Genomic DNA, 26,527 nt, shown 5'->3' with positions numbered 1-26,527 from the left:
GTATGCCCGGCGCTGAACATCGTCGGCACCCCAGACCCAAGGGAGACATCCGTGGCGAATCCTCTGGAGAAGCTGCTCCGCGCCGGTGAAGGTCGCATCCTTCGCCGCCTCAAGCAGGTCGCCAAGGCCGTGAACGAGCTCGAAGAGGACTTCGAGAAGCTCAGTGACGAAGACCTGCGCAACGAGACCACCGTGCTGCGTGAGCGCTACGACAAGGGCGAGACCCTCGATCAGCTCATGCCCGAGGCGTTCGCGGCCGTCCGCGAGGCGGCTCGCCGCACCCTCGGCATGCGTGCTTACGACGTGCAGCTCATGGGCGGCGCGGCCCTGCATCTGGGCAACATCGCCGAGATGAAGACCGGTGAGGGCAAGACGCTCACCGCCGTGTTCGCGATGTATCTGAACGCGATCGCCGGCAAGGGCACGCACCTGGTCACCGTGAACGACTTCCTCGCGAGCTACCAGGCCGAGCTGATGGGTCGCGTCTACCGTGCCCTCGGCATGACCACAGGCGTGATCGTGGCGGGCCAGAACCCCGATGTGCGCCGGCAGCAGTACGCCGCCGACATCACCTACGGCACGAACAACGAGTTCGGCTTCGACTATCTGCGCGACAACATGGCGTGGCGCAAGGAGGACCTCGTCCAGCGCGAGCACTTCTTCGTGATCGTCGACGAGGTCGACTCGATCCTCATCGACGAGGCTCGCACCCCGCTGATCATCTCCGGCCCCTCCTCGGGTGAGGCGAACCGCTGGTTCACCGAGTTCGCGAAGATCGCGCGCACCCTCGAGATCGGCGTCGACTACGAGGTCGATGAGAAGAAGCGCACCGTCGGCGTGCTCGAGCCCGGCATCGAGAAGGTTGAGGATTACCTCGGCATCGACAACCTGTACGAGTCCGCCAACACGCCGCTGATCTCGTTCCTGAACAACTCGATCAAGGCGATCGCGCTCTTCAAGCGCGACACCGACTACGTCGTGATGAACGACGAGGTCATGATCGTCGACGAGCACACCGGCCGCATCCTGGTCGGACGCCGGTACAACGAAGGCATCCACCAGGCCATCGAGGCCAAGGAGAATGTGCCGGTCAAGGCTGAGAACCAGACCCTCGCGACCGTCACGCTGCAGAACTACTTCCGCATGTACGAGAAGATCGCAGGCATGACCGGTACCGCCGAGACCGAGGCGGCCGAGTTCATGTCCACGTACAAGCTCGGCGTCGTGCCGATCCCGACCAACCGTCCGCTGATCCGCAAGGACCAGCCCGACCTGGTCTACAAGAACGAGCAGGCCAAGTTCGCGCAGGTCGTCGAGGACATCGCCGAGCGGCATGCCGCCGGTCAGCCCGTCCTGGTCGGCACCGTCAGCGTCGAGAAGAGCGAATACCTCTCGCGACTGCTGGCCAAGAAGGGCGTCAAGCACGAGGTCCTGAACGCGAAGAACCACGCCCGTGAGGCCGAGATCGTGGCCCTCGCCGGGCGCCTCGGTGCGGTGACCGTCGCGACCAACATGGCCGGTCGAGGCACCGACATCATGCTCGGCGGCAACGCCGAGTTCCTCGCCGTGCAGGAGCTCAAGGCCAAGGGGCTCGACCCGGAGGAGACGCCGGAGGAGTACGAGGCCGCGTGGGACGAGGCCTACGAGGCGATGAAGAACAAGGTCGCCGAGGACGGCGTCAAGGTCACCGAGGCCGGCGGTCTGTACGTGCTGGGCACCGAGCGGCACGAGTCGCGCCGCATCGACAACCAGCTGCGCGGTCGTTCAGGGCGTCAGGGCGACCCGGGCGAGAGCCGGTTCTACCTGAGCCTCACCGACGACCTGATGCGGCTGTTCCAGTCCGGCGCAGCCGAGGCGATCCTGTCGCGCACGAACTTCCCCGACGACGTGCCCATCGAGTCGGGCATGGTCTCGCGTGCGATCCGCAGCGCGCAGTCGCAGGTCGAGGCGCGCAACGCCGAGATGCGCAAGAACGTGCTGAAGTACGACGACGTCCTGAACCGCCAGCGCGAGGCGATCTACGCCGATCGCAGGCACATCCTGCAGGGCGACGACATCGCCGACCGCGTCGGCCACTTCATCGAGGACGCCATCAGCGGCGTGGTCGATGACCACACCGGTGAGGGGCACAACGAGAGCTGGGACTTCGACGCGCTCTGGACCGAGCTGAAGACCCTCTACCCGGTGGGCGTGACGATCGACGAGGTCGTCGCCGAGGCCGCCGAACGCAAGGGCGGGATCACCGCTGAAGGCCTGAAGCGCGAGTTGCTCTCGGACGCGATGATCGCCTACGAGAAGCGCGAGGAGGCCCTTGGGGCTCCTGCCACCCGTGAGCTGGAGCGTCGCGTCGTGCTGCAGGTGCTCGACCGCCGCTGGCGCGACCACCTGTACGAGATGGACTATCTCAAGGACGGCATCGGCCTGCGTGCCATGGCACAGCGCGACCCGCTGGTCGAGTACCAGCGCGAGGGCTACTCGATGTTCCAGTCGATGATGGGGCAGATCAAGGAGGAGTCGGTCGGCTACCTCTACAACCTCGAGGTCGAGGTGCGCCGCGCAGGCGAGGACGGCACCGCCGAGGTCGCCGAGGTCGAGGCGAAGGGACTGACCAGCGGTCAGCCCGAGCAGCGGCTGGAGTATTCCGCGTCGAACGATGCCGGTGAGGTGGAGGTGCGCAACGAGCGCGGCCAGGTGCAGCAGGCGCAGACCGCGCGGATGCGGCAGGCCGCTGCCGCGCGTGAGGCCGCGCAGCAGCCCGAGCAGCCCGCCGAGCGCGGCGCCTTCGGTCAGGCCGTCGACGCCCCCGCGCAGCAGCCGGTGAACCGCGCGCAGCGCCGGGCCCAGAAGAAGAAGTAATCCCGTACGAAGAAGGCCGGTTCCCCGCGGGGAACCGGCCTTCTTCGCGCACGCGGATCAGGCGTTCAGCGCCTGGAACTCCGTCCAGATCGACGCGCAGTCCTCGCGCCCCGAATCCAGGTGGATCATGTCGAGCGTCGAGGTGTCGCTGCCGTCGAGGTACTTGCGCAGGTGCACGTCGCTGAAGCCGTTGTCACCGGCATCCTCGAACGTCGACGCGTAGTAGCAGGTGGTGATGCCTGCCCACATCATCACGGCTACGCACATCGGGCACGGCTCGCAGGTCGCGTACATGACGTGACCCGACAGGTCGAGCGTGTTCAGCTTCTTGCACGCCTCGCGCACGGCGACCATCTCAGCGTGACCGGAGATGTCGGTGTCTTTGATCACGGTGTTGCCGACCGCGACGACGATCTCGCCGTCGCTGTTCACGAGGGTCGCACCGAATGGACCGCCGGTGCCTTCCCGCATCCCTTCGATCGTCACCTCCACAGCCGGCGTGAAGTACGAATCCAGGACCTCGGGGGAGGGCGTGGTGTGAGTCATCTCTTTCTCCTTCGGATGCGGGGTCAGGCGCGCTTGCGCGCGGCGAGGGTGAGAAGCGTGTAGCCGACGAACCCGATGATCAGGCCGGAGAAGAACGCCATGTTCTTCACCTGCACCAGGAAGTCGATGTTCGTGAACACGGTGCCCAGCATCGTGAACACGAAGCTGAAGATCAGCAGGCCCACGGCGCGCCAGTTGTACGCCGGCAGCGATCCCTTCTGGCCGCCCTTGTAGTCGGCGTAGATGCCCTCGACGTCCAGCGTCTTCTTGCGCTCCACGAAGTACGAGGCGAGCATGATGCCGGCGATCGGGCCGAACATCGATCCGATGAACGCGTAGAACAGGAACAGGATGCTGGTGGTCTCCAGGAACACCCACGGCAGGATCAGCGTGCCGACGACCGCGGTGAGGACTGCACCGCGGTTGACGGTGAACGCCTTCGGCAGTTGCGCGGTCAGCTGGAGCCCTGCCGGCAGCATGTTGCCGAACACGCAGAACGCGATCGCGCCGACGTTCATCGCGAGGATGAGGAACACCACGACGAACGGGTTGCCGATCGAGTTGATGGCCTGGACGAACACGACGGGGCTGTTGATGTCGAAGTGACCTTCGGTGGCCACGGACAGCGAGGCCATGAACGACACGGTCACCAGCGTGAACAGGATGTACGAGGTGATGACGCCGACCGGGAAGCCGACGGCCGGGGCCTTCATGCTGGTCGCGTTGCGGGTGTAGTCGCCGGTGTTGACGATGGGACCTGCCCAGTTCGACACCAGCGCGGCCACGCAGCTGATGAAGATCAGCGGGGTGACATCCGCCTGCACGGCCTGGAACGCGAAGACCTCGCCGAAGCCGCCGGCATTGGTGACCGCCATGATCACGGCGATCACGATCAGGATGAACACGACGGGGTTGGCCCAGGTGCTGAACCTGCCGAGGAACTTCTGCCCGCCCAGGAACAGCGCGACGGTGATCACCCAGGTGATCAGGTACGAGATCGCGGTCGGGATCGGCAGGCCGAGGATGTCGGCGCCGTTCCCGATGTTCTCGAAGCCGGGGAAGATCGTCTCGAAGACCACGTCGAAGGCCTGCGCCGACGACACCGTGGTCAGGCCGAAGAAGACGATGCCGGCGATGACGCCGCGGATCCAGGTGGGAAGCAGCGCGCCCTTGTGGCCGAATGCCTCGCGCAGCTGCATCGCGAACGGGATCCCGTACTTGGCGGCGGCCTGGCCGTTGAGCACGTAGCCGATCGACACGATGACCGCGGAGGTCATGATCGCCGCGACGACCTGCCAGGCCGAGAGGCCCAGAGCGAAGAATCCCACGACGGTGAAGTAGGACAGGATGTTGTGGATCGGGCCCATCCACACCGTGACGAACTGGGTCGTCCTCCAGGTGCGGTCCTTCGGGCGGATCGGGAGCACGTCATCGGCGTAGCCGCGCGACGAGTACTCGGCGATGCGCTCGGGGCCGGGGTCGACGAGCGTCGGATCGATGGCGGGTGCGGACATGGTCATCCGTTTCTCTCTGCACCGTTGCTGGAGGTTCTGCCGGTGCGTCCGGGAGCGGTGCTCTCCCAGACGCACCGAGGGCGATTCAGCGCTCGGGCGCCTGAATCAGGGTGGGGGCGACGGCGTTGCTCAGCGTCAGCTCATCGCCTGGGCCGAAGGCGACCGCCTCCTTCGTGACGCGGTCCTGAACCCACTTGAAGACGAACAGGATCGCGACCATCAGGTATGCGACCAGGAACATCACGTGGGTGTCGGACAATGCGAACTCAGCAGGCAGACCGGGAACCGGGGCGTGGATGATGCCGAAGAACGACAGGATCGCAGCGAGCACGCCGACGATCGCGCCGAGCATCGGCTTGTTCCGGATCGCGAAGATCGCGATCATGCCCCAGAGAAGCGACGACAGCGGTGCGCCGTTGCCGAGCGATGCGATGCCGGCGAAGTAGGTGCCGGCATGGTTCAGCGCGTCGGCTCCGACCTCGGCCACGTTCGTGCCGGCGGCCTTCAGGGTGTTGCCGATCAGGCTGTTCGCCCAGTTCGCGATCCACGGGAAGAGTGCGATGAAGATCACCGGCAGCTCGACCTTCGGCGTCTCGCGCACCGATTGCGTGGCGGTGACGATACCGATGTAGATCAGGATCGGGGCGATCGCCGCCATCGGGACGATCGACAGGAGCAGCGCGCTCATGCCGAACAGACCCACGGCGAACATCGTGATGCCGTTCAGCATCGTGTAGCCGATGCCGGCACCCATTTCCTTGTACGCCGTGTGACCGATGTACACCGTGACGGGGTACGGGTTGCCCAGCAGTGCGCCGATCATCGTCGCTCCGCCGTTGACCAGCATGACCGGGCGGGCCTTGTAGTGGTCTCCGGCGGCCTCGGCGGCCTCGATGTTCTCCAGGTCGAACACGTAGTTCGCCAGTGCGAGCGGCACGGCCGACGCGAGGAACGGACCGGCGTGCTGCAGGCCCTCGAAGAAGTTGCCGACCGACACCTGCGGCGGGTGCCATCCGGCGTGCACGAGCGCGGCCTGGACGGCCTCCGGTGTCTGCAGCCCGAACGCCCACGCGGCGGCGGTGCCCACGATCAGCAGGAGCAGACCCGTGGGGATCCTGCCGAGGAACGGCGAGCGGCCGAACCAGTTCATGAACACGATCACCAGGACGATGAACGCGACCACGGGGAACTGGAACGACTGCAGCATCGGGTTCATGGCGAGCAGCAGCAGGCCGAGGCCCGCCAGGCATGCCAGCAGCACGGAGCGGGGCACCGCACGCCGCAGCAGGTCTCCGAAGAACGAGCCGACGAACAGGATCAGACCTTCGAGGAAGCCCCAGACCAGGCCGATGCCGACCGCGAGCTCCGCGTTCTGAGTCGTGGAGTAGACGGGCAGGATGACCAGGAACGTGACCGTGAAGATCGATGGCGCGCTCGGCCCGGAGGGGAGGGCCACGACGTCGTCGCGGCCCTCCTTCTGCGCGAGCCGACGGGCGAACATCACGTACATCGTGGAGGTGATCAGGATCGCGAGACCGAAGGCCGGGGCGATCCGTCCCACCACCATCCCCACCGGCAGGCCCGCCATGGTGAGCAGCGCGGTGAAGGTGATGATGTTCGTCAGGTTGTTGGTGAACAGCGCGAAGAACGCCGCGATGTCACCCTTCTTCCACCACTTGAGGTGGACGGCGGCCGGGGCGGGGGCGACGGTCGTCATGGCTTGATGGTGTCCGCGAGGGCGCGCAGCGCCTTCTGGAACGCCTCGACCGGCGGGTTGACGATGCCCGCGCCGATCATGCCGATGCCCGGATCCTTGTGCGCGATGGCGGTGGTGATCAGCGGCAGGATGCCGGTCTCCATCACCTTGCGCACGTCGATGCCCGAGGGGATGCCCATGAAGTCCAGGGACGGGATGGTCACGTTCGGGTTGTTGCCGGTGGTGATCTCGTTCATCGACCGCGAGGTGTTCATGGCGTCCTCGACGGTGCCGCCGATCAGCGCGATGATCGCCGGAGCCGCGGCGAGGGAGAAGCCGCCGATGCCGAAGGTCTCGGTGATCGCGGAGTCGCCCATGTCCAGGCCGGAGTCCGCGCGGGTGTAGCCGGCGAACATCGGGCCGATGACCTCCTGGGCGGGACCGGTGAACCACTGGTCGCCGGTGCCGGACACGCGGATGCCGAAGTCGACGCCGTTGCGCGCCATCGTGGTGACGACGGTGGAGTTCTCGATGCCCTTGGCGGCATCGAGCGACGCCTTAGCCGTGACCATCCAGGTCGGGCCGGAGAAGTAGTCGGAGGAGGCGACGAAGTCGAAGACCTCGCGCTTCTCCTTCGTCGTGAAGTCCGTCGCCAGGATGTAGGGCGCGAGCGCCTGGATGAGCAGCGCGGTGCCCGCGTTGTTGCGGTTGTGCAGCTCGTCACCCATGTGCAGGGCCTGCGACATCATCAGTCGAAGGTCGATGCCGTCGGTGTTGAGCTCCATGGCGCCGGCGAGCACCGGGCCGAACACGTCGCGCATCCAGTTCAGGCGGTCGATCACCGACTGGTCGTTCGCACCGAAGCGCAGGATCTTCGACAGCTGCTCGGACAGGTTGGTGTACGCGTAGTTGCCGTAGGTGCGGTTGCGCACCTTGTGCACGTACATGCTGGCGCTCGTGACACCGGCCATCGAGCCGACCGACGCGTGGTCGTGGCAGGGCGAGAAGGTGATCTCGCCGGATGCCGCGAGGTCGAACGCCTCGTCGAGATCCTTCGCCAGGCCCTCGAACACCAGCGCGCCGGTGACGGCGCCCTTCATCGGGCCGGACATCCTGGTGAACTCGATCGGCGGACCCGCGTGCAGGATCGTCGTCTTCGTCATGCCGGGGACGGTGTCGATGGCCTGGCCGAAGCCCTCGAGGAACGGCTGCGAACCGAGGATGCGCTCCAGCGCGACCTGGTTGGCGGCGTCGATCTTCTCCGCGATGGCCGGGTCCTCGAGGCGGCTCAGCGCGGCGATGATCTCGGGGTCGCCGCCGCCCGGCGGAGTCCAGTCCATCAGGACGGGCTCGACGCCCTGGGTCTTCAGGTCATCGGCGAACATGTCGAGGCCGAGGTTGACCGGCTTCAGGTCGGTGGAGAACAGGTCGTTGACGCTCATCAGTTGTCACCCTTCGCGACGAATTCACGGGCCAGGAGCCCGAGGTTGGTGGAGGAGGAGGCGATGGTCACGCCGGCGGCCTCGAGCTTCGCCACCTGCTCGCCGATCGCCGGGGTGTCCAGGTCGGTGCCGAGGACGTAGCCGAGGATCTCGAGGTGCTGACCGCGCGCGGCGGCCTTCGCCTTGGCCTCGGTGATCGCCGGGATGGTCACGCCCACGGGGTCCTCGTGCGAGCCGAAGCCGAGCACGAAGTCCATCGCGATGACGCCGACCTCGGGGTCGTCCGCCTCCGCGACGATGCGCTGCAGACGCAGCGAGGGGTCGATCATGGGGTGCGGGCGACCGTTGGTGAAGTCGTCGTCGCCCATGTCGAGGAAGGTGTGCTCCTTCGAGGCATCCATCGCGCCGATCTTGTAGGCGGGGTTCTTCTGGATGTTGGAGTACACGTTGTCGTACTTGCCGAGCGCAGCGAACATCGATTCGTCGCAGAGCGTGCCGCCGCAGAACAGACCACGGATGTACTTCTGCTCGGGGGCGAGCTTGGCACGCACCTCCTCGACCAGCGGGATGTTCAGCGGGTGCTTGTCGAGAGTCGACTCGTCGATGCCGGATGCCACGACTGCGGCGATAGCCAGCGGCTTGGTGCCAGCGGTGACCATCGTCACGTTCTCGTGGCCGGACTCGGCGCGGTCGGAACCCAGGAAGGTGACGAAGACCGGCTTCGAGGCGGCACCTGCGACGGCGAGCACCTTCTCGGCGACCTCCTCTGCCGGCGGCTTGGAGATGAGCACGATGACCTTGGTCTCGGGGTCGGCGTCGAGGGCCTTGATGCCGTCGATCATCGAGATGCCGCCGATGTCGGTCGAGAGGTCGCGACCGCCGGTGCCGATCAGCTGCGAGACGCCGCCGCCGAAGTCGTGGATGCGGACCGAGACCTCCTGACTGCCGGTGCCCGAGGCGCCGACGACGCCGATGTTCCCGCGGCGCACGGCGTTCGCGAACGCGAGGCCCGTGCCGTTGATGATCGCGGTGCCGCAGTCGGGGCCCATCACGATCAGGCCCTTCTCGTGCGCGAGGTTCTTCAGGGAGAGCTCGTCCTCGACCGAGACGTTGTCGGAGAAGATCATGACGCTCTTGCCGGCGTTCAGCGCCTTGCGCGCCTCACGAGCGGCGAAGGCGCCGTTGACCGAGATCAGCACGAGGTTGGTGTCGTCGTTGTCTTCGAAGGCAGCGTCGAGGGTGCGGTAGCGCACCTCGTGCGCCTCGCCGGCCTTCTTGTCCTTGCGGGCGAGGATGTCGTTCACGGCTGCGATCGCGGCCTCGATGGTGTCCTCCGAGGCATCCACCACGATCATCAGATCGCTGGGCTTGGCCTCGTCGACGGCGGCGTCCTGGACGCCGACGTTCGCGAGCACCTCCTTGTTCATCGGGGTCGCCATGCCCAGCAGTGCCTGGGTGACGCCCTCGACGGCGTTCGCCTTGGTGCTCATCGACATGAGCGAGACCGAGTCGAGGTAGGTGTTCTTCCTGATTTCGATGTGCCTGGTCATCGTTGTCCTTTCGGAGGGTCTTAGGCCTGGGCCTGGTCGAGGATGGCGGCGATCTCGGCGTACCCGCGCTCGCGCGCGAGGTCGGCCGGGGAGGTGCCCCACGGGTCGGGCATCCCGGGCTTCGCACCGTGCGCGAGCAGCAGCCGCACGATCTCTTGGCGCACGGGACCGCCGTCGCCGAGGATGATGGTCTCGATCAGAGCCGTCCAGCCCAGGTTGTTGGTGAGGTTCACGTTGATGCGGGTGTTCTCGAGCAGGTAGCGCACGACCTCGAGGTGGCCCTTCTCGGCCGATGGGGTGAGTCCGTTGCCGCCCATGCGGGTGAGGCGCTTCAGGTCGGTGCCGGCCTCGGCCATGATCTTGACGAGCTCGAGCCGGTCGTTGATGCAGGCGAACAGGAACGGGTTGGCGCAGGTCTGGTCCTGGGCGTCGATGTCGACGCCTTCCGCGATGAGCGTTCGCACGACGTCGAGGTGTCCGCCACGGGCGGCGTGCAGGATGGCGGTCGCCTCCTCCCAGTCCACGGCATCCTTGTCGGCGCCCGCGGCGAGGGCGGCGCGCACGCCGTCCAGATCGCCGGCCGCTGCTGCCGCGAGGTACTGCTCGTCGGCGGTCTGAGTGCTGGTCATGAGTGGATCTCCTTCTTTGCTGAGAACTGTTCGAGAGCGAGGTAGGCGACGCATCCGACCACCAGGCCGACGACGGCGTCCGAGAGCACCGGGATGAAGAGGTGCGAGACGAGAGCGGCGGCGGCGCCGATGGCCCAGGCCAGCAGTGCGTTGCCGCGGAACCTCTTCTCGGGGCGGCCGGCGTTGCGCTTCGCGAGGATGATCTGGTCGGCGATGAGCACGGCGCCGAGCGGCGGCACCAGGACGCCGAGCAGGGCGAGCCAGTTCGCGAAGTACTGCCAGGCGCCGGCCACGGCGACGATGACGCCGATGACGCCGAGGATGAGCGTGAGCAGGCGCATCGTGGAGCGGGTCAGGTGCGACCAGCCGAGAGCGCCGTTGTAGAGGCAGTGCGTGCAGACCGAGCCGAGATTGATCACCACGAACAGCACGAGGAACACGTTCAGCCAGGGGTTGCCGGTGCCGGTGAGGATCGGGGCGAAGTTGCCGCCGTTCACTGCGGGCAGTGCGATCGCGCCGGCGGCGACGAAGACGGCACCGCTGAGCTGAGCCACGAGGCTCGCGATCGGGAAGGCGGTGACGGTGGCGAGCACGGCCTGCTTGCCGTTCTTGGCCCAGCGGGTGAAGTCCGCCGTCATGGTGCCGGAGTCGGCGAAGGTCGCCATGATCGCGGTGACCGCGACACCGAACGTCATCGGGTTGGGGACGTCCTCACCCGCGTAGCTGAAGACGGCGGAGAAGTCGTTGGTCTGCGCGGCGATGACCATCGCGATGACGACGGCGATGATGAACAGCGGCGCGGCGATGGTGCCGAGCACCGACAGCGCGCGGATGCCGAGGTACGTGACGGCGATGAAGACGATGCCGGCGATCGCGGCGACGAGCATCTCGTTCCAGCCGAACGCCTCGCTGAGCGTGGCGCCGGTCGCGCCGGTGTTGAAGGCGAACCAGCCGACGACGACCGTGGAGAGGAACCCGGACGCGATCGCGTATCCGGCGGTGCCGAAGGTCTCGATGGCCTGCAGCGAGAAGCTCTTCCCGGTGCGGCCGGCGCGCCAGCTGAGCAGGCTCACGTAGACGAACATGATCGCGTTCGCCGTGAGGATCGCTCCCACTCCCGGCCAGAACCCGAGCATCGCGACGACCAGGCCGCCGGGGACGGCGTTGGTGAGGATCATCGGGAATCCGAACCACACCGCCGAGACGGTGTAGAGGGACTTGCGGTGGCTCAGGGGCACCGGCTCGTGCTCGAACTCGGCCGAAGCAGTCGCCTCGGTGGCCGTCGTGGTGTCGCTCATGACTGCTCCTTCTTCTCGTCGTCCTGCGGAAACGTGCTTCCGGCGCTGCGCGTCTCGCGCTCGACGTCGAGCGCGAGACGGATGCCGGTGAGGATGTCGGCCCCAGAGGTGTGGCCGATCTGGAGGATGCGGTACGCAGCGCGCCGCAGGGCGGCGGCGTCGCGGGCGCGCACGGCCGCGATCAGGTCGTGCAGACTCTGCCGGCCCTTACCGGCCGCCGCATGCACCATGGTGGTCGCGCTGAGCAGGCCCGTGCGTGCGGTTCCGGCGTTGATCGCGTCGGACAGGGCGGGAAGGGACCGGGTCAGCAGCATCCCGTCCTGAGCGGCGAGCAGGGCGAGCCCGGTGAGGACGTCGTCGCCGGAGGGGGTGAGTCCCTCGCCGAGGCCGATCAGGGCGGATGCCGCTGTGCGGACGGCTTCGTCATCGGCGTCGAGCAGCGCGATCCGCAGCATCCCGATGCGCGTGCGCAGCAGGCCGTCGGCCGCGAGGCCGAACGCGGTGACCGGGGCAGGAGAGGGCAGCAGGTCGAGGACGTCGAGCGCGTCTGCGAAGCCTCTGGCTGTGAGTGCGGAGAGATCGGCGCGGGGTGCTTCCCAGCGCGTCGCGCCGGAGAGCGAGAGTGCCGGCGCGTCGGGGGCGTCGGTGAACTCGATCCGATCGGCGCGGGCGACGACGGGGGAGTCCTGGCGGATGCCGCGCGAGTCCCAGTCGCTCAGCGACACGCGGATCGTGGCCGGCGCATCATCGAGCGCGTCATCCGCGATCGCGACGAGCGAGTCGCCGAAGAGGACGTTCACGACGCGGCGATGCACGGAATGCACGGTGCCGAGGGTGGCATCGGCGAACGCGCGCTCGGCGGCTCCTGAGAGCGTCTCCGCAAGCGCGTGATCCCAGCTGGTCGCAGCGAGGGCGACCGGGACAGCGACGGGGGTCATCGTCTTCTCTCCGGGATGCCCCTCCCGTGGATGTGCGGGGCGGAGCATCTTTACGTTGTGTTACTTCAGGTATACCATTTAACGAAATGGAATACCATCCCGGAATGCGGGATACCAGAAGACCTCGACAAGGGAGAACAGCATGCGCGTCGTAGTGGCACTCGGAGGCAACGCCCTCGCCCGCCGCGGAGAGCCGATGACCGCGGAGTACCTGCGGGCCAACGTCAAGTCCACGATGGAGGCGCTGGCGAACCTCGCTCGCGACAACGAGATGGTCATCACGCACGGCAATGGCCCTCAGGTCGGTCTGCTCGCCCTGCAGAACCTCGCCTACCAGGATGTCGCCGCGTACCCGCTCGACATCCTCGGCGCCGAGACCCAGGGCATGATCGGCTACGTCGTGCAGCAGGAGCTCTCCAATGCGCTGAACGGCGAGCGCGAGGTCGCGGGCATCATCACGACCACCGTCGTCGACGAGGCCGACCCGGCCTTCGCCCGCCCGACCAAGCTGATCGGCCCGACATACTCCGCGCATGACGCGGCCGAGGCTGCCGCCGAGTACCGCTGGACCATCGCGAAGGATGGCAACGCATTCCGCCGCGTCGTGCCCTCGCCGAATCCGCTCTCGATCGTGCAGGCGCCGCTGATCCGTCGTCTGCTCGAGGCAGGCAGCCTCGCCGTCTGCGTCGGGGGCGGTGGCGTGCCGGTGCGCGAGGATTCCAAGGGGCGCCACATCGGCGTGCAGGCCGTGGTCGACAAGGACCTCGCCTCCGCGGCACTCGCCGCCGACATCGGTGCCGACACGCTCATCATGCTCACCGACGGCGACTATGTCAGCGAGAACTGGGGCACACCCGAGCAGCGTGACATCCTCACCGCGTCGGTCGACGCCGTGGCGGCCATGAAGTTCGCCGAGGGCTCGATGCAGCCCAAGATCGACGCCGCCATCCGCGTCGCGCGTGCCGGCGGCCGCACTCTGATCGGCCCGCTGGACCGCCTGGACGACCTGCTCGCGCGCCGCATCGGCACCGAGATCGTCCCCACGCTGGACGAGGGAATCGTGTGGGTGCAGGACGTGCAGGGCAAGGCATCCAAGAAGGCCTGAGTCCCTGTTCCGGCCGAGTGACCGGGAAACGCCCGGTCACTCTGGAAGAATGAAGCCGTGAGCGGAGCAGAGGAACGCATGCTGGAGTCGACGAGGGTCGCATCGTGGTTGCGCGATGCGATCCTGGACGGCGTCCGCGAGCCGGGAAGCCGTCTGATCGAGCGCGACCTCGCCGCGGAGTTCGGCGTGAGCCGCGTTCCGGTGCGCGACGCTCTGAAGGTGCTCGAGGGGGAGGGGCTCGTGGAGCTCCGTCCCCGCACCTGGGCAGTCGTGCGGGAGTTCACCGACCACGATCTGGCCGACCTCGATGAGGTGCGCGAGGTGCTCGAGCCCCTGGCGTTCCGGCTCGCTGCGCAGCGGCATCGCAGAGAGGGGCTGGAACGGCTGCACCGGGCCCTGGAGAACGAGCGAGCCAGCGCAGAGGTCGAGGACCGCGTCGTGTCACGTCGCTCGGCGGCGGACTTCCACGAGATCGTCACCGACCTCGCGGACAACATGCTGCTGACCGACCTCATGCAGAGCATCCGCAGCAGACTGCGCTGGGCGCTTTCCCAGCACGACGACCTGCGGCACATCGCCGAGGAGCACGTCGCCCTCTACGAGGCGATCCGCGATCGCGACGGCGAGCGCGCCGCGACACTCGCCCTCGCGCACATCGAGAGCAGTCGCCGGGAGCGCACCGCACACGCGCAGGCCCTGCACATCGAGACCCCCGCGACGGGAGCGGTCGCCTCGTAGCGCTAGGATTCTGCGATGACCCCTCCTCGCCATTTCGACCAGTCCTCGAAGCTCAAGAACGTTCTCTACGAGATCCGGGGCAAGGCACTGGTCGAGGCGGCACGGCTCGAGGCGGAGGGGCACCAGATCCTCAAGCTGAACACGGGCAACCCGGCGATCTTCGGCTTCGAGGCTCCGCACCAGATCGTGCACGACATGCTCGCGGCCGTGCCGACGGCGCACGGATACAGCGACAGCAAGGGCATCGTCTCCGCGCGCCGTGCGGTGGTCAGCCGCTATGAGCAGATCCCCGGCTTCCCGCGCTTCGATCCCGATGACGTGTACCTCGGCAACGGCGTCTCCGAGCTGATCACGATGGTGATGCAGGCACTGCTCGATGAGGGGGACGAGGTGCTGATCCCGGCACCCGACTACCCGTTGTGGACCGCCATGACCTCGCTCGCCGGCGGCACCCCGGTGCACTACCGCTGTGACGAGAACAACGGATGGAACCCCGATCTGGAGGACATCCGCTCGCGGATCACGCCGCAGACCAAGGCCATCGTCATCATCAACCCGAACAACCCCACCGGCGCCGTGTACTCCCGCGAGGTGCTCGAAGGGCTGGTGCAGATAGCCCGCGAGAACCAGCTGCTGCTGCTCTCCGACGAGATCTACGACCGCATCCTGTTCGATGAGGCCGTGCACATCCCGACCGCGACCCTGGCACCCGACCTGCTCTGCCTGACATTCAACGGGCTGTCCAAGACATACCGCGTGGCGGGCTACCGTTCCGGATGGCTGGTGGTCACCGGACCCAAGGATCACGCGCAGGGGTTCCTCGAGGGCATCACTCTGCTGGCTTCCACACGACTGTGCCCGAACGTGCCGGCGCAGTACGCCATGCAGGCAGCGCTGTCGGGCGTGCAGTCGATCGACGCGCTGATCGCCCCCACCGGGCGCCTGCACGAGCAGCGCGACATCGCCTGGCAGGGCCTGGAGTCGATCCCCGGGGTCAGCTGCGTGAAACCGCAGGGCGCGCTGTACGCGTTCCCGCGCCTGGACCCGAACGTGCACGAGATCCGCGACGACGCGCGCCTGGTCTACGACCTGCTCGTCTCGGAGCACATCCTGCTGGTCCAGGGCACCGGGTTCAACTGGTCGACGCCGGATCACCTCCGTCTGGTCACGCTGCCCGAACCCCGGGTTCTCAGCGCCGCCATCGAACGGCTCGGGAACTTCCTCTCGAGCTACCGGCAGTAGCGGGCTCGCGGACGCCGGCCTCCCGCGTGGTGAGTCCCGCGGCGAGTCGGCGCACCGCGGCGACCAGCGCGGATCGCGGCAGCACGTCGGCGATCGGGCGGGCGCGCAGCAGCGCGGCATCCGTGGCGCGCCGATCGTAGGGCAGGAACTGCACGTCGTCGATGCCGGCGAACCGGTCGAGCGTCCTGCGGATCTGGCCACGGGCGTCGATGCCGAGCGGACCAGGGCGCACGGAGTTCGCGACGACAGTGATCGGCGTCGCGCCGACCAGGTGCCGCAGTTCGGCGTGCCCTCGCACGAATCTGCTGACGCCGACCGGATCGGCCGAGGTCACGGCGATGATCGCATCGGCCTCGCGCAGAGCGGCCGCCGTCGCGGCGTGGCGTGACGGGGCGGCGAGATCATAGTCGTCCTCCTCTTCCTCGAACGAGGCGGACACATCGACCACGATCTCCTCCGCCCAGTCGCGGCAGGCGGTCAGCGCACCGTGCATGCGCGCGGCGCCGAGCTCGGGCCACCGCGAGGGGCGGTTCAATCCGCCGAGCACGTCGATCGGTCCTGCCGAGGTCTCCAGCGCCACTGCGAGTCGTGACAGCTCCGCGCTGTCGAGACTGCCCAGCTCCGCACGACGACAGGCGGCGGCGAGACCGGGCGCTTCGTCGCCCAGCCCCAGCTGCATGGCGACCGACGGGGCGGTGGTGTCGGCGTCGAGCAGTGCGGTGCGTCGTGCGGCGCGCGCGAGTTCGACGGCGAGCTGGATGGCCAGCGTCGTCCTGCCGGGGGCGCCGTGCGGGCCCCATACGGCGATCACACGCGACGCCCGCCCATCCGCCGCCGCGGGCGGCGTGTCGGGGCGTTCGGCGACGAGCGCTTCCGCGATGCGCCAGCCGGGAGTGTCCTCGGGGAGCGCCGGAGCGAGCCCGTGCCGCGCCAGCAGCCGCTCCTCCCCATCGCCGAACGCGACGATCCGCACCGCCGCGCGGTCGCACACGGCGATGAGGTCACCGGTGATCCACCGGCGCGACGGGGTGATGACGAGCGCATCGGCTGCATGCAGGTCGGCGGGGACGATCGCGTCGGGCGCGGTGACGGAGAGGATCGTGACGTCTTCGAGCTCGAGCTCGGCGGCCAGGGCCCGTGCGCGCTCCTCGTCGGCGAGGGCGACGACGACGGCGGTCATTCGGCCGGCCCTGCCGGGATGACGGATAGTGCCGATCCACCGGTGATCGCGGACAGCACGTCAGCGACATCCGCCCGATCGATGACCACCTCGACGTCGGTGCGGGCGTCGTTGAGCATGCCCTCCGGCTCGGCCACAGACGCGACGACGCCATCGGGCACGAGGATGCGGGGATCGCCGAAGGAGCGGCCGTCCTTGCTGGGCGGCGCCTGCCAGAGCTCCACGGTGCTGCCCGCCTTGACGCCGGCGGGGATGGCACCCGTGCTCGTGATCACGATCGTCGTGGTGCGGCCGTCATCGGCATCCGTCGCGCCGGATCGCGGCACGAGCTCCCCTTCGTCGATCGTGCGCGCCGCGATCATGCCAGGCTCCAGGTCCTGCGGGGCGAGATAGTCGCCGGTGAGGGCCCCGAGACCGACTTCGACCACCTGGAAGTCCGACGACCCGAGCGGCTCGCCCAGCACGATCGTCCGCGATGCCTGCAGCACCGGCGTCGTCTGCCTGGCCGCGCCGACCAGCAGCCACACGCCGGCGATCGAGGCGATGACCAGCGCGATGCCGATGAGGAACCGCGCGTCTGCGAAGAACGAGCGGCGGGTGCGCGAGTGCGTCGTCATGAGGACATCGTCACAGATCCCGGAAGAACGCCTCGAAAGTTATCCACAGGCGCTCCGGCGCTGTCCCTCGACCCGCTGTTCGCGCAAGAATGGAGCAATGCCCGAAGCAGCCCCGTCCGCCCCGCGCTACCTGACACCCGCCCAGGTAGCCGAGCTCCTCGCCGTCCCGGTCGAAGAGGTCATCGCGCTCGTCCACGAAGGGCGGCTGCGCGGTGCGCAGCTCGGTTCCCCGCCGCGCTGGAGGGTCGAAGAGGCAAGTGTGAACGACTATCTCGAGGACCAGACCGAGGCTGCGCGCCGCACGGCGCTCTGGCACCAGTCCGAGAACGCGAGCTTCCCAGAGGTCTGGGGTCCGTCGCCGCGCATTCAGCGCTGATCCCGGGCATCCGCCGCCCGCATCCGCGCACCGCGCACACGGAGCCGCGCCGGATCAGGGCATCCGAGTGCCAGACCGTTCCGCACGCACCCATCGCAACGACGAGAACGGTACGATCCGGAAACCGTGCACGGCCGAGGTCCGGCGGGGCTCGCCGAGGTCGTGCAGCGCGATGTCCAGGTGATCGGCCCCGGCTCGATCGATCGTGCCGTGCCGGAGCCCGCCGTCGCGCAGCGCGAGGGAGACGGGGACGCGTCGCTGTGCGAGATCGCGCAGCACGAAGCCCAGGGTCATCCTGGCGCGCAGCGGCGCCAGCGGAGCGCTCGCATCCAGGCTGCCGAGCAGGCTGCCGTGGTCGGTGTCGACAGCGGTGATCGCGGAGATCGGGACGATCGTGGGGCGGGCGTCGTTCTGAGGGGTGACGGCGATCCAGTCGGCGCCCATCGTGCGCGCCGTCGCGTGCAGGCGCTCGCCGTCGCCGAGGCCGAGGGCGACGACGGATGCCTGGGAGCAGAGTGCGCGCAGCCGATCATGAAGGTCGAGTCTCGAGATGCGGAGCCGCTCGGACTCGGCGTCGAGTGCGGCGCGCTCCGCCTCCCACTCGGAGGCGAGCTGTCCCTCGAGGTCGTCGAAGAGATGATCCCATTCCACACTCCGAGGTTAGGGGAGTGCGGGTGGGCGGGTACGGGTTATCCACAGACCTGCGTGCAGATGCTTCCCGAGTTCGAACATTCGTGGTCTACTTTCCTGGGGTTCGCGCTGGGGCAAGGACACCACGCAGCATGGATCGAGGACGATAAATGATCGCGCAGGAGTATTTCGCGCCCCAGCACACACCGGCCGACGCGCTGCCCGACCCGGTGCCGCTGCTCCGAGGTCTCGCTCAGGGCGTGCTCGAAGTCCTCGCTGGGGTCCGTGAGGTCGAGCAGCTCGCACGGTGGCTGAACGAGGACTCCTTCCGCAAGTTGGTCGTCCGATCCAATCTCGCCGCGCGGGCACGGAGCGCCCGCGGCACGCCCGCGACACGGCCGGTCTTCCGCATCCTGTCGCTGCGGCACTCGTCTCCTGCGGAGAACGTGCTCGAGGCGACGCTCGTCGTGGCGGGGCCAGGGCGCGTGCGCGCCGTCGCCGTGCGTCTCGAGGGGCTGGACGGGCGCTGGCGCGCGACATCCCTCGCCGTGCTCTGATTCCCGGGGCCGTGCACCCTATTCTTGGGAGGGTGTCCACGCTCAGTGATCTCGTCCACGCCCAGGGCCTCCTCAGTGATGCAGACGTCGAATGGCTGCACCGCCTCGCCGGAGACGGCCAGCTGCTCGCCGACCTGTCATCGGCCGACATCGTGCTGTGGGTGCAGACCTCCGACGGGTCGTTCATCGCGATCGCGCACTCCCGGCCCAGCGGCGCGGCCACGCTGTTCTACCGTGACATCGTGAGTGAGCGGGTGCGGCCGCAGTGGCGCACCCAGGTGCAGACGGCGTTCGACACCGGCGAGATCATCGACTCCTCCTCTCCGGACTGGTTCGAGGAGATCCCCACGCGTGTGCGCGCGGTGCCGATCGAGCGACGCGGCCAGCAGGGCGTCGTCCTCGGGGTGATCACCAGGCACACCAACCTCGGCGAGGCTCGGATGCCGTCGCGCCAGCAGATCAGTTTCGACGAGTGCGCGAACGATCTGTTCCGCATGATCGCGACGGGGGAGTTCCCCGACCTCGCCGCACCCACCTCGCCGCGTCGCGGTGCTCCGCGCGCGTCGGACGGCCTGATCCGGATCGACGTCGACGGCATCACCACCTTCGCCAGCCCGAACGCGCTGTCCGCGTTCAACAGGATGGGGTTCGACGACGAGCTCGAGGGCGAGTCCCTCGCCGAGGTCACCACGCGACTGGTGCCGCCGTCGAGACAGGTCGACGAATCGCTGCCGGTGGTCGTCACCGGTCGAGCGCCGTGGCGCACCGACATCGAGGCGCGCGGCGTGACCGTGTCGCTGCGCGCGATCCCGCTCAAGGATCACGGCACGAGGATCGGCGCGATCGTGCTGTGCCGAGACGTGACCGAGCTGCGCCACCAGGAGCAGGAGCTCATCACCAAGGATGCGACCATCCGTGAGATCCATCACCGGGTCAAGAACAACCTGCAGACGGTCGCTTCGCTGCTGCGCATCCAGGCCCGCCGCACCCACTCCGAGGACGCCAGGGACGCGCTGACCCAGGCGATGCGCCGCGTTGAGTCGATCGCGGTGGTGCACGACACCCTCGCCAGCGGCCTGTCCCAGACGGTGGACTTCGACGAGGTCTTCGCACGCGTGCTGAAACTGGTGGCCGAGGTCGCCGCCGCGCCGAACACCCGTGCGCGCACACAGCACAGCGGCCGGTTCGGCGTGCTGCCCAGCGAGTACGCCACGCCGCTCGCGCTGGCGCTCACCGAGGTGGTCACCAATGCCGTCGAGCACGGTCTCGCCGGACAGGAGGGCGTCGTGACCATCGAGGCGCACCGGACCACCGAGAACCTGCGCGTCGTCGTGCGAGACACCGGGCACGGGCTGCCCGAGGGGCGGGTGGGGCAGGGGCTCGGCACGCAGATCGTGCGCACCCTCATCCAGGGCGAGCTCGGCGGCACGATCGAGTGGAAGGGTGAGGACGGCGAGGGCACCGAGGTGACCATCGACGTGCCGCTGCGCTGGATCAAGGCCTGACGCACGGCGTCCGACACACACGAAGACGCCGCCGTCCGGAATCCGGGCGGCGGCGTCAGTGGCTCAGTGTGCGAGCGCTCAGCCGGCGCGACGGGCGCGCGCGGCGCGGCGCTTGAGAGCGCGGCGCTCGTCTTCGGAGAGACCTCCCCAGACACCCGAGTCCTGTCCGGTCTCAAGGGCGTACTGCAGGCAGATCTCGGTGACGGTGCAGGTGGCGCAGACGGCCTTCGCCTTTTCGATCTGGTCGACGGCGGGACCTGTGTTGCCGACGGGGAAGAACAGCTCGGGGTCGACGGTCAGGCAGGCGGCTTTGTCGCGCCAATCCATGGGGGCTCCTCGGTATGGGATCTGGTTCGAGTACGCGGTTGCGACACTCGATGCGGGCGGCGGTTCGGGGGTCCGCTACCCTGGTGAGATGCGAGCGATTGCTCGCCCCACGCCGCTGTGGGAGCACATGGCTTTGTCTATTCTGTTACATGGAAACCGTGAAATCAAGGGTTTTCTGACATCCGATTCCTCAGGAGTGCTCGTGCGCGCATCCCGTCCTGCCTTCCTCGCCGCGATCCTGCTCGTGCTCGAGGGCATCGCCCTCGGCATCATCTCGATCATCGAACTCGTCCAGCTGGGGGCGGGCAACGTCAGCTCGACGCCGTCCGGTCTCGGCCTGGTCGTGCTCACGCTGCTGGTCGCAGTGGGACTCGTGCTGTTCGCGTTCGGGGTGCTGAGGCGCCTGTCCTGGGCACGCTCCGGTGCGATCGTGTTCCAGGTGCTGGCCGTGGCGCTCGGGCTCTCCTCCCTCACGCTGCAGCCAGTCCCGTGGCTGTTCACGATCGCCGTCGGAGTCCCCGGCGCCGTGTGCCTGGTGCTGTTGATCCTCGCGTCGCGCAACGACGGCCGCAGCGACCCGAGGGTACAGGGCAGGGGCTGATCAGGAATCGATCCCGAGCGTCTTCCGCAGCCGGGCGACGTGGCCTGTGGCCTTCACGTTGTACTGCGCCAGCGTGATGACGCCGTTCTCGTCCAGCACGAAGGTCGAGCGGATGACGCCCTCGATGACCTTGCCGTAGTTCATCTTCTCGCCCCAGGTGCCGTAGGCCGCGTGCACGGCGTGGTCGGGGTCGCTGAGCAGCTCGAAGGTGAGTCCGTCGCGCTCCTGGAACTTCTTCAGCTTCGCGGGCTCGTCGCGCGAGACGCCGACGACGGTGTATCCCGCGCCCTGCAGCGACGAGATGCTGTCCCGGAAGTCACAGGCCTGGGTGGTGCAGCCCGGCGTCATCGCGGCGGGGTAGAAGTACAGCACGACCTTCTTCCCCCGCAGATCCGACAGGGAGACGGTCTTCCCGTCCTGGTCGAGCAGGGAGAAGTCGGGGGCCGGGGTGCCCGCCTCGAGGCGCGTCGCAGTCATGACTCCAGCCTATCGGCGGGGTCGGGGTGCCCGGCGGTCAGCCGAAGGTCTGCAGCAGTCGCTGCAGGGAGTCCAGGCGCCCGCGGCCGGCCTCGCCGAGCTCGCCGGATGCCGCGGCCTCGTTCAGCGCGCAGTCCGGCGCATCCGGCAGGTGCGTGCACCCGCGAGGGCAGTCCTCGGCGATCGCCGCGAGCTCGGTGAAGGCCGCGAGAATGTTCACAGGATCGACGTGGCCGAGACCGAACGAGCGCACGCCGGGGGTGTCGATCACCCAGCCGCGTCCGTCCGCGCCCTGGTAGCGCAGCGAGACCGTCGACGACGAGGTGTGCCGGCCTCGGCCGGTGACCTCGTTGACGTGCCCGGTGGCGCGCCCCGCGCTGGGCACCAGGGCGTTGACCAGAGTGGACTTGCCCACGCCGGAGTGCCCCACGAACACCGTGGAATGCCCGACGAGGGCGGCTCCGATCTCATCCACAGGCATCTGCCCGCGGGCGCTGGTGAACACGCGCAGGTCGTCCAGCCCGTCGAAGTGCGCCAGGAAGGGAGCCGGGTCGGCGAGATCGGTCTTGGTCACGACGAGGAGGGGGCGGATGCCGGCATCCAGGGCCGCGACGAGGTAGCGGTCGACCAGTCGCTCGCGCGGCTCGGGGTCGGCTGCGGCCACCACGACCAGCATCTGGTCGGCGTTCGCGACGATCACCCGTTCCACCTGGTCGGTGTCATCGGCGCTGCGGCGCAGCAGCGAACTGCGCTCCTCGATGCCGACGATGCGGCCGAGGGTCCCCTCGTCGCCCGAGCGGTCGCCGACGACCCGGGCCCGGTCGCCGGTGACGATCGGCTTCTTGCGCAGCTCTCTGGCACGCGCGGCGGTGATCAGGTGCTCCTTCTCGGTGCCCTCGCCGACCAGCACGCTGTAGCGGCCGCGGTCGACGCCGAGCACGCGGCCGATCGAGGCGTCCTCGTGTGCGGGACGACGCTTGGTGCGGGGCCGGTTGGCCTTGGGGTTCGGACGCACCCGAACGTCGGACTCATCGAACTCGTCGAGCTCGTCCTCGTCATCGTCAGCGCCCAGCCAGCTCACGCGCCCGCGCCCTCCTGCATCCGCTCCCAGAGCTGCGTGAACTCCGGCAGTGTCTTCGCGGTGGTGCCGATCTCGTCGATCTCCACCCCCGGCACGCGCAGTCCGATCAGGGCGCCGGTGGTCGCCATCCGGTGGTCGTGATGCGCCGGCCACTCGCCGCCGCGCAGCTGCACCGGGGTGATCCGCATGCCGTCGGGGAGCTCTTCGATCTCGCCGCCGAGCGCGCGCAGGTTGCCGACCAGTGCCGCGATGCGATCCGTCTCGTGCCCGCGGATGTGCGCGACGCCGCGGATGGTCGTGGGGCCGTCGGCGAACGCCGCCAGTCCCACGATCGTGGGAGTGAGCTCGCTGGCGGCCGACAGGTCGAGTTCCAGGCCGCGGATGCCCTCGCCGGCGCGCACCGTGAGGACGCCGGAGTGGCGCGACACGTGCGCGCCCATCGCGCGCAGGATGTCGGGCAGCAGGGCGCCGGGCTGGGTGGAATGCAACGGCCAGCCGGTGACGGACACCTCGCCGCCGGTGACGAGTGCGGCGGCGAGGAACGGCGCGGCATTGGACAGGTCGGGCTCGATCGCGATCTGCTTCGCGCGAGGCACGCCGGCCTCGACCAGCCATTCGCCCGCGGCGGGACGCTCGATGCGGATGCCCCGGGTGCTCAGCGCCTCGATCGTCATGTCGATGTGCGGCAGGCTCGGCAGGTGCTCGCCGGTGTGCACGAGGTGCAGCCCGACATCGAACCGGGGTGCGGCGAGCAGCAGGCCGGAGACGAACTGGCTCGATTCCGATGCGTCGATCTCGACCCTTCCGCCGCGGATGTGCCCATGGCCGCGGACCGTGAACGGCAGCGACCAGGTGCCCTCGTCGTCGACGTCGACCCCGAGGTCGCGCAGCGCGTGGATCATCGCACCCATCGGGCGATGCAGCGCGTTCTCGTGCGCGGTGAGCGGCACATCGGCCGTGGCGAGGCCTGCCAGCGGGGCGATGAAGCGCATCACCGTCCCGGCTTGGCCGCAGTCGATCTCTTCGCCTCCGGCCAGCGGTGCAGGGGTGACCTCGAGGTCGGGGCCGAACTCGCCGTCGCCCTCGACCTCCTCGATCCCGACGCCGAGCGCGCGCAGCGCATCGATCATGCGGCGGGAGTCGTCGGAGTGCAGCGGATGCAGCAGCCGGCCCGGTCCGTCGGCGATCGCGGCGATCACGAGCTCGCGGTTGGTCAGCGATTTCGAGCCGGGAATCGTCAGCGTCGCGACGATCGGCCCTGCGGCCACGGGCGCGGAATACCGACCCGTCACGGGGGAGGTGGAATACCTTGCAGCGCTCATCGGTTCCAACCTTAGTGAACGGCCCCGACGTGATCGGAGAGGAGGGGCGGCATGCTCTCGACTCTGGAGCGCGATGACATCGCCATCGTGGACCCCTGGGGCACCGGCCTAGACTGGCCGGTGATGGATGACACCTCTTCTGACGACGCTGCTGCGCGCGACCCTCGACGCGATTTCGAGGAGCAGGCGATCCCGTACATGGATCAGCTCTACGCTGCTGCCATGCGCATGACGCGCAACCCGGCGGACGCCGCCGATCTCGTGCAGGAGACCTTCGTCAAGGCATTCGGCTCCTGGGCGACGTTCTCGCAGGGGACGAACCTGAAGGCGTGGCTGTACCGCATCCTCACGAACACGTACATCAACATCTACCGCAAGAAGCAGCGCGAGCCGTTCCAGGGCACGATCGACGACCTCGAGGACTGGCAGCTCGGCGGGGCCGAGTCCACGACCGCGACCCGCGGCCGCTCGGCCGAGGCCGAGGCGATCGACCGGATGCCGGCATCCGTCGTCAAGGACGCGCTGCAGCAGGTGCCCGAGGACTTCCGCCTCGCCGTGTACCTGGCCGATGTCGAGGGATTCTCCTATCAGGAGATCGCCGACATCATGAAGACGCCCATCGGCACCGTGATGAGCCGCCTGCATCGTGGCAGGCGCATGCTGCGGGAGCTGCTGGCTGACTATGCCGCCGAGCGAGGGATCGCGGCGGCCGGAACGAGGAGCACGAAATGACGGACTGCGGCTGTGACAAGGCGCGTCGCGACCTTGAGGAGTACCTGCGTTCGGAGGTCTGCAAGACGTCCGAGGGCGAGATCCGCGAGCACCTGGACAACTGCCCGTCCTGCCGGGACGAGGCTCTTGTCGCCAAGACCCTGACCGAGGTCGTCGCTCGGGCCTGCAAGGAGGCGGCTCCCGAGGAGCTGCGCGACCAGGTCCTCGCGCGACTGCGCACCGCCGCCGCGCACTGACGTCCGTCGGTGCCCCTCGATAGGGTGGGCGGGTGACCCTCATCGACGCGCGAACCGTAGCCGCAGACCCTCTGTCCACCGCACGTCTGCTCGATGCCGGTCTCGAGTACCGCGTCGTCGACATGGCGGATGCCGCCTCGGCTGCCGCGTTCGCCAGGGCGGACGCGCGAGGCTTTCTCGACGCCGACCCCGACGAGGAGCTGATCGGGCGACTGCGGAGGTCGTGGGCCGGCCGCAGGAACATCGGCGTCTACGAACCGGGCGCCTCGGCTGAGGCACTGCCTGTGGCCACCCTGAACTCCTGGGTCGCGCCGATGACGATCCCCGGCGGGGACATCCCGATGTGGGCGATCAGTGCGGTCACCGTCGCCGGCACGCATCGTCGACGCGGCATCGCCCGCAACCTGCTCGAGGGCGAGCTGCGCGCCGCGGCATCCGCCGGTGTGCCGATCGCGGGTCTGACCGTGTCGGAGGCGACGATCTACGGCCGATACGGCTTCGCGCCGGCGCTTCCGGCCGCGCGCGTCGTGATCGACACTCGTCGCGCCGGGTGGATCGGCGCGGACGTCCCCGGGCGACTCGAGTATGTCGATCGCGCGCCGCTGGCTGTCGACCTCGGTGAGCTGCACGATGTGTCCCGTGGCCGCCGCGCCGGGCAGATCCCCGGGTGGGAGCAGCGTTGGAGCCGGGCGGCCGGGCTCGCCGAAGACGGCAAGGGCAGGGATGTGCGCGGCGTTCGATACGTCGACGCCGAGGGCCGGACGCGCGGCGCCCTCGCTTACGTGCTCAAGCAGGAGCCCGGACAGTTCCGCTTCACGCTGGCGATCAACTTCCTCGTGGCGGAGACCGACGAGGCGCTGCGCGCGCTCTGGGGGTTCGCGATCAACCACGACCTGGTGACGAGCGTCGAGTGCGATCTGCGTCCCGTCGACGATCCGATCCTGCACCTGGTCGCAGACCAGCGCGCCGTCGAGTTCACCGTGCACGATCACGGCTGGCTGCGTGTGCTGGACGTGCCGGCGGTGCTGGGAGCGCGCTCGTATCGCGCGCCGCTCGACGTCGTGCTGCGGGTCGAGGACTCCCTCGGCTTCGCCGAGGGCACCTGGCGGCTGAAGGTCGCTGCCGACGGTCGTGGATCAGCATCGGCGACGGATGCCGCGGCCGATGTCACGATGACCGTGGTGGAGCTCTCCGCGATCTACGCCGGGGGAGTGCGCGCGACTCAGCTCGCCGCTGCCGGCCGTATCCGCGGCGACCACGAGATGCTCGCCGGATTGGACGACGCGTTCCGCACTGCGGATGCCCCTCTGCTCGGCATCTGGTACTGATCCG

General features: G+C 68.5%; 26 protein-coding genes. 11 read left to right on the top strand and 15 right to left on the bottom strand.

Annotated features, from left to right (window positions below; genetic code table 11):
* The first annotated feature begins 51 nt into the window (after positions 1-51).
* Complete coding sequence (gene secA, locus ACFVDO_RS05220; protein WP_378856790.1) at positions 52-2,856, top strand: preprotein translocase subunit SecA; 2,805 nt, start codon at positions 52-54, stop codon at positions 2,854-2,856.
* 57 nt (positions 2,857-2,913) lie between these two features.
* Here the strand turns inward: secA and ACFVDO_RS05215 are convergent, their stop codons facing one another.
* The 8 genes from ACFVDO_RS05215 to ACFVDO_RS05180 all read right to left on the bottom strand — a co-directional run bounded on the left by ACFVDO_RS05215 (position 2,914) and on the right by ACFVDO_RS05180 (position 12,469).
* A complete protein-coding gene (locus ACFVDO_RS05215) occupies positions 2,914-3,402 on the bottom strand; it encodes a nucleoside deaminase (protein WP_378859479.1) in 489 nt (162 codons plus the stop codon).
* Positions 3,403-3,425: 23 nt separating this feature from the next.
* Positions 3,426-4,916: a cytosine permease gene (locus tag ACFVDO_RS05210; RefSeq protein WP_378859478.1), complete on the bottom strand. Its 1,491-nt coding sequence runs from the start codon at positions 4,914-4,916 to the stop codon at positions 3,426-3,428.
* An 85-nt stretch (positions 4,917-5,001) separates the two neighbouring features.
* On the bottom strand, positions 5,002-6,633 hold the full coding sequence (locus tag ACFVDO_RS05205; RefSeq protein WP_378859477.1) for a hypothetical protein: 1,632 nt from the start codon (positions 6,631-6,633) through the stop codon (positions 5,002-5,004).
* A complete protein-coding gene (locus ACFVDO_RS05200) occupies positions 6,630-8,054 on the bottom strand; it encodes a DUF1116 domain-containing protein (RefSeq protein ID WP_378859476.1) in 1,425 nt (474 codons plus the stop codon). Before ACFVDO_RS05200 ends, ACFVDO_RS05205 begins: the two co-directional genes overlap by 4 nt.
* Positions 8,054-9,604: an acyl-CoA synthetase FdrA gene (gene fdrA, locus ACFVDO_RS05195; RefSeq protein ID WP_378859475.1), complete on the bottom strand. Its 1,551-nt coding sequence runs from the start codon at positions 9,602-9,604 to the stop codon at positions 8,054-8,056. Before fdrA ends, ACFVDO_RS05200 begins: the two co-directional genes overlap by 1 nt.
* 20 nt (positions 9,605-9,624) lie before the next feature.
* On the bottom strand, positions 9,625-10,233 hold the full coding sequence (locus tag ACFVDO_RS05190; protein ID WP_378859474.1) for an ankyrin repeat domain-containing protein: 609 nt from the start codon (positions 10,231-10,233) through the stop codon (positions 9,625-9,627).
* Positions 10,230-11,531: a purine-cytosine permease family protein gene (locus tag ACFVDO_RS05185; RefSeq protein ID WP_378859473.1), complete on the bottom strand. Its 1,302-nt coding sequence runs from the start codon at positions 11,529-11,531 to the stop codon at positions 10,230-10,232. Before ACFVDO_RS05185 ends, ACFVDO_RS05190 begins: the two co-directional genes overlap by 4 nt.
* Entirely contained in the window at positions 11,528-12,469 is a 942-nt protein-coding gene (locus ACFVDO_RS05180) for a DUF2877 domain-containing protein (protein ID WP_378859472.1), read from the bottom strand. The genes ACFVDO_RS05185 and ACFVDO_RS05180 overlap by 4 nt, the downstream gene beginning before the upstream one ends.
* A 142-nt stretch (positions 12,470-12,611) precedes the next feature.
* Here ACFVDO_RS05180 and ACFVDO_RS05175 point away from each other — a divergent pair, with 142 nt between their 5' ends.
* The 3 genes from ACFVDO_RS05175 to ACFVDO_RS05165 are packed head-to-tail and all read left to right on the top strand — an operon-like array spanning position 12,612 to position 15,554.
* A complete protein-coding gene (locus ACFVDO_RS05175) occupies positions 12,612-13,574 on the top strand; it encodes a carbamate kinase (protein ID WP_378859471.1) in 963 nt (320 codons plus the stop codon).
* Between the two features lie 57 nt (positions 13,575-13,631).
* A complete protein-coding gene (locus ACFVDO_RS05170; protein WP_378859470.1) occupies positions 13,632-14,312 on the top strand; it encodes a GntR family transcriptional regulator in 681 nt (226 codons plus the stop codon).
* A gap of 15 nt (positions 14,313-14,327) precedes the next feature.
* The gene (locus ACFVDO_RS05165; protein WP_378859469.1) at positions 14,328-15,554 is read left to right on the top strand and encodes a pyridoxal phosphate-dependent aminotransferase; all 1,227 of its coding nucleotides are present in this window, start codon (positions 14,328-14,330) and stop codon (positions 15,552-15,554) included.
* Here the strand turns inward: ACFVDO_RS05165 and ACFVDO_RS05160 are convergent.
* Both ACFVDO_RS05160 and ACFVDO_RS05155 read right to left on the bottom strand, forming a co-directional pair.
* Positions 15,502-16,734, bottom strand: coding sequence for a CpaE family protein (locus tag ACFVDO_RS05160; RefSeq protein WP_378859468.1), 1,233 nt, complete (start codon positions 16,732-16,734; stop codon positions 15,502-15,504). The genes ACFVDO_RS05165 and ACFVDO_RS05160 overlap by 53 nt on opposite strands.
* Positions 16,731-17,351 (bottom strand): SAF domain-containing protein, encoded by a 621-nt coding sequence (locus ACFVDO_RS05155; RefSeq protein ID WP_378859467.1) that lies wholly within the window; start codon positions 17,349-17,351, stop codon positions 16,731-16,733. Before ACFVDO_RS05155 ends, ACFVDO_RS05160 begins: the two co-directional genes overlap by 4 nt.
* A gap of 97 nt (positions 17,352-17,448) precedes the next feature.
* Here ACFVDO_RS05155 and ACFVDO_RS05150 point away from each other — a divergent pair, with 97 nt between their 5' ends.
* Positions 17,449-17,727: a helix-turn-helix domain-containing protein gene (locus ACFVDO_RS05150; RefSeq protein WP_378859466.1), complete on the top strand. Its 279-nt coding sequence runs from the start codon at positions 17,449-17,451 to the stop codon at positions 17,725-17,727.
* A 54-nt stretch (positions 17,728-17,781) separates the two neighbouring features.
* Here the strand turns inward: ACFVDO_RS05150 and ACFVDO_RS05145 are convergent, their stop codons facing one another.
* Positions 17,782-18,378, bottom strand: a complete 597-nt coding sequence (locus ACFVDO_RS05145) for a hypothetical protein (RefSeq protein ID WP_378859465.1) — start codon at positions 18,376-18,378, stop codon at positions 17,782-17,784.
* Positions 18,379-18,527: 149 nt separating this feature from the next.
* Between ACFVDO_RS05145 and ACFVDO_RS05140 the strand changes: the two genes are divergently transcribed.
* Positions 18,528-18,914 (top strand): Rv3235 family protein, encoded by a 387-nt coding sequence (locus tag ACFVDO_RS05140; RefSeq protein WP_378859464.1) that lies wholly within the window; start codon positions 18,528-18,530, stop codon positions 18,912-18,914.
* A 32-nt stretch (positions 18,915-18,946) separates the two neighbouring features.
* Positions 18,947-20,419, top strand: coding sequence for a sensor histidine kinase (locus tag ACFVDO_RS05135; RefSeq protein ID WP_378859463.1), 1,473 nt, complete (start codon positions 18,947-18,949; stop codon positions 20,417-20,419).
* 78 nt (positions 20,420-20,497) lie between these two features.
* On the opposite strand, the gene ACFVDO_RS05130 is transcribed toward ACFVDO_RS05135, so the two are convergent.
* Positions 20,498-20,746: a WhiB family transcriptional regulator gene (locus ACFVDO_RS05130; protein ID WP_116241334.1), complete on the bottom strand. Its 249-nt coding sequence runs from the start codon at positions 20,744-20,746 to the stop codon at positions 20,498-20,500.
* Positions 20,747-20,948: 202 nt separating this feature from the next.
* On the opposite strand from ACFVDO_RS05130, the gene ACFVDO_RS05125 reads away from it, so the two are divergent.
* On the top strand, positions 20,949-21,347 hold the full coding sequence (locus ACFVDO_RS05125; RefSeq protein ID WP_378859462.1) for a hypothetical protein: 399 nt from the start codon (positions 20,949-20,951) through the stop codon (positions 21,345-21,347).
* Here the strand turns inward: ACFVDO_RS05125 and bcp are convergent, their stop codons facing one another.
* Genes bcp through aroA form a run of 3 tightly spaced genes read right to left on the bottom strand, consistent with a single transcriptional unit; the run spans position 21,348 to position 24,227 of the window.
* On the bottom strand, positions 21,348-21,824 hold the full coding sequence (gene bcp, locus ACFVDO_RS05120; RefSeq protein ID WP_378859461.1) for a thioredoxin-dependent thiol peroxidase: 477 nt from the start codon (positions 21,822-21,824) through the stop codon (positions 21,348-21,350).
* Positions 21,825-21,861: 37 nt separating this feature from the next.
* Positions 21,862-22,905, bottom strand: a complete 1,044-nt coding sequence (rsgA, locus tag ACFVDO_RS05115) for a ribosome small subunit-dependent GTPase A (protein WP_378859460.1) — start codon at positions 22,903-22,905, stop codon at positions 21,862-21,864.
* Positions 22,902-24,227 carry a 3-phosphoshikimate 1-carboxyvinyltransferase gene (gene aroA, locus ACFVDO_RS05110; protein ID WP_378859459.1) on the bottom strand — a complete coding sequence of 442 codons (1,326 nt, stop codon included), beginning with the start codon at positions 24,225-24,227 and terminating at the stop codon, positions 22,902-22,904. The genes rsgA and aroA overlap by 4 nt, the downstream gene beginning before the upstream one ends.
* 51 nt (positions 24,228-24,278) lie before the next feature.
* Between aroA and ACFVDO_RS05105 the strand changes: the two genes are divergently transcribed.
* The 3 genes from ACFVDO_RS05105 to ACFVDO_RS05095 are packed head-to-tail and all read left to right on the top strand — an operon-like array spanning position 24,279 to position 26,523.
* On the top strand, positions 24,279-24,959 hold the full coding sequence (locus tag ACFVDO_RS05105) for a sigma-70 family RNA polymerase sigma factor (RefSeq protein WP_378859458.1): 681 nt from the start codon (positions 24,279-24,281) through the stop codon (positions 24,957-24,959).
* On the top strand, positions 24,956-25,195 hold the full coding sequence (locus ACFVDO_RS05100; RefSeq protein ID WP_378859457.1) for a zf-HC2 domain-containing protein: 240 nt from the start codon (positions 24,956-24,958) through the stop codon (positions 25,193-25,195). The genes ACFVDO_RS05105 and ACFVDO_RS05100 overlap by 4 nt, the downstream gene beginning before the upstream one ends.
* 32 nt (positions 25,196-25,227) lie before the next feature.
* Positions 25,228-26,523, top strand: a complete 1,296-nt coding sequence (locus ACFVDO_RS05095; RefSeq protein ID WP_378859456.1) for a GNAT family N-acetyltransferase — start codon at positions 25,228-25,230, stop codon at positions 26,521-26,523.
* The last annotated feature ends 4 nt before the right edge of the window (positions 26,524-26,527 follow it).

The organism is Microbacterium sp. NPDC057741, from assembly GCF_042798735.1.
Classification (GTDB): Bacteria; Actinomycetota; Actinomycetes; order Actinomycetales; family Microbacteriaceae; genus Microbacterium.
The sequence above is the reverse complement of the archived record's forward strand: the minus strand, read 5'-3'. Positions and strand labels throughout refer to the sequence as shown.